This window comes from Candidatus Binatia bacterium (assembly GCA_036382395.1).
Classification (GTDB): Bacteria; Desulfobacterota; Binatia; order HRBIN30; family HRBIN30; genus JAGDMS01.
This window is the reverse complement of the sequence record DASVHW010000007.1, coordinates 1-2681: the sequence shown is the minus strand read 5'-3', so window position 1 is coordinate 2681 and position 2681 is coordinate 1. Positions and strand designations below refer to the sequence as shown.

At 62.8% G+C, this 2681-nt stretch carries 4 protein-coding genes; 2 read left to right on the top strand and 2 right to left on the bottom strand.

Going from position 1 to position 2681, the window contains the following annotated elements; all coding sequences use genetic code 11:
• Positions 1 to 350: 350 nt before the first annotated feature.
• A complete protein-coding gene (locus tag VF515_00385) occupies positions 351 to 593 on the bottom strand; it encodes a hypothetical protein (GenBank protein HEX7406081.1) in 243 nt (80 codons plus the stop codon).
• Between the two features lies 1 nt (position 594).
• On the opposite strand from VF515_00385, the gene VF515_00380 reads away from it, so the two are divergent.
• Together VF515_00380 and VF515_00375 are read left to right on the top strand one after the other, a co-directional pair.
• On the top strand, positions 595 to 1737 hold the full coding sequence (locus VF515_00380; GenBank protein ID HEX7406080.1) for an IS66 family transposase: 1143 nt from the start codon (positions 595 to 597) through the stop codon (positions 1735 to 1737).
• A gap of 114 nt (positions 1738 to 1851) precedes the next feature.
• Entirely contained in the window at positions 1852 to 2433 is a 582-nt protein-coding gene (locus VF515_00375; GenBank protein ID HEX7406079.1) for a plasmid pRiA4b ORF-3 family protein, read from the top strand.
• 20 nt (positions 2434 to 2453) lie between these two features.
• Here VF515_00375 and VF515_00370 read toward each other — a convergent pair.
• The coding region (locus tag VF515_00370; protein HEX7406078.1) for a transposase domain-containing protein at positions 2454 to 2681 on the bottom strand (228 nt) is incomplete at its 5' end.

Genomic DNA, 2681 nt, shown 5'->3' with positions numbered 1-2681 from the left:
CGGCGCCAAGGTAGGCGCCCGCTGCTACGACAACGGTCGGCTCTACAGGCCCCGCTGTGACTAAGATTTCGTCGACTGTGCCGATCTTCTCGCCCTGGTCGTTGTAGACGGCCATGCCGATCAGCTTGCCGGCGCGCATTGTGTGATCGGCTTGCATAAATGCACTGTGCGGTGCCGTTTGAGCAAAACTCGGCGCCGCAATTATGGCCGCGAAAGCGGCCAAGACTATTACGCTGTAATTGCTCACGCCCTCGGAATGATAACTGTGTAGGGGCCGGCTAGCGCGACATCTGGTTGGTTTGGTGAGCAATGGCTCAATATTTTGTTGACGCTGGGGTGGGGTCGTGATTCTACGATTCGATGACCCCGGCGCCCGATATTCCCTCTCTTTCCGCTGCCGAGAAAGATACGCTGATCGCGACGCTGTTGGCGCGGATCGACGACCTGGTTGTGCGCGTCACGGCCTTGGAGGCGGAGAACGCAGCACTGCGCACGAAGCTGAAACTGCCGCCGAAGACCCCGTCGAATTCCTCGACGCCGCCGAGCCAGGGGCACAAGGCGAACGGTGACGGAAAGGCGAAGCCGAAGAGCAAGGTGCATGCGGGGGCGCACCGGCCGCTGCATCCCAACCCGACGCGGCGGCGGGATATGCTGGCCGAGCGGTGCGGCCATTGTCAGGCCGATGTGAGCGGCGTCAGCCAGGAAGCGGTCCACGCCTATGACCGCATCGATATACCCGAGATCGTGCCGGACGTGACCCGGGTGACGCTTTATGGTGGGGTATGCCCATGCTGCGCGCGGCGGTTCAAGGCGGCGGCGCCCGCCGGGCTGGAGCCAGGTTCGCCGTTCGGGGCGAACCTGCGGGCCTTCGCGCTCTATCTGCGCTTCGCCCAGGCGATCCCGTTCGAACGTCTGGCCCGACTGATGTCCGATCTTCTGGGATTGGAGATCAGCGAGGGCGCGCTTGCCAACATGCTGCGCGGGAGCGGCGACGCCTTTTCCCGCCAGACCAGCCTGATCCGGGAACGGCTGCTGTCGGGGACCATTCTCCAATCGGACGAGACCAGCGCGCGCGTCGGCAAGAAGACGTGGTGGACGTGGGTGTTTCACAATGGCGACAGCGCCTGCTTTCGCGTCCGGCCGAGCCGCGGCAAGGTCGTGGTCGAAGAGTTTCTCGGTAAGGTGCGCCCCGACTTCTGGGTTTCCGACCGGCTTGCCGCCCAGATGGGCTGGGCCACGACGGGCCATCAAGCGTGCCTCGCCCATCTCTTGCGCGATGTTCAATACGCCATTGACTCCGGCGATGACGCCTTTGCACCGACCATCAAGCGTCTCCTGAAGCAAGCCGTCGCCATCGGCCGCCGTCGTGACCGGCTCGCCGATTCCACGCTTAGAGCCTATCTGGCCAAGCTCGAAGCGAAGCTCGACCGGCTGCTCCGGATCGAGCCCGCTGGCGAGCAGGGGCGCAAGCTGCTCCGGATCATCAAGAAATATCGCCAGAACCTGTTCGTCTTCGTCACCAACCGGGAGCTTCCGCCGACCAACAACGGCTCGGAACAGGCGCTGCGCCCCTGCGTGATCTTCCGCAAGGTCACCAATTGCTTCCGCTCCGAATGGGGCGCCAACCTCTACGCCGACGTCAGGTCGGTGTTCGAGACTGCCCGACGACGGGCCATCCCCATCCTTTGCTCCATCCGCCTGACCTTGGACGGACGGCCCTTGCCGATCGGCACATAGATCGGGCCATCGCCCGCTTGCCGCAGGCAATGGTATCGCGCAAATCAGGGTGGTGATGGCGGCATCGTCGCCGATGTCCGCAACCGGTGCCCAATGCGACAGGATGCGAAGATCATGGCCAGGACCAGCGCGCCGAAGACCAGCGCAAGCAAGAACATCATCAGTCTGAAGGTAACGCTGCGCGGCGTGAAGCCGCCGGTCTGGCGCCGGCTGCTCGCGCCCGGCACGATGACGCTCGGCGACCTGCACAAGGCAATCCAGGCGGCAATGGGCTGGCACGATTGCCACCTCCATGCCTTCGACATCGGTGGCGAGCAGTTTGGCGATCAGCGCAGTGTCGACGACGTCGCCGACGAAAATCGCCCGACCCTGAACGGCCTGCTGAGATCCAGCGTCGTTCGCTTCGCCTACACTTATGACTTCGGAGACGATTGGGAACACACGATCGCATTCGAAAAAAGCGAGCCGGCGGTCGAGGGGCAATCCTATCCGGTCTGTATCGCCGGGAAGCGCAACTGTCCGCCTGAAGATTGCGGGGGCGTCTGGGGCTATGAAGAACTGCTGGCCATCCTGGCCGATCCCGCCCATCCCGAACACGCCGAACAGAGCGACTGGACCGGCGAAGAGTTCGACCCGGACGAGTTCGACCGTCAACTCGCCAACACCGTGCTTGCCGCCCGGTTCAGGAAAAAATAGCCGGCGCCCGATAAGCCATCTCACCGACAAACGCCGGGACGTGAGTAATTACCAGTTAAGCATTTATTAACAACTGTATGCTGGCGTTTTGACAGCTCAAACTCGTCCAGCCTGGATGCCGGGTGATCTGAGATCCGAGCGAGGACGTCGGCAAGCCAGGCGCGCGGATCGACGTCATTCAATTTGGCGGTGATGATCAGCGTGTAGATGTCGGCTGCCCTCTCTCCACCGCGATCAAAGCCGGCGAA

Bases quoted from the DNA above. Each gene is read 5' to 3' on its own strand.
- VF515_00375 (HEX7406079.1), top strand. From the start codon at position 1,852: ATGGCCAGGACCAGCGCGCCGAAGACCAGCGCAAGCAAGAACATCATC.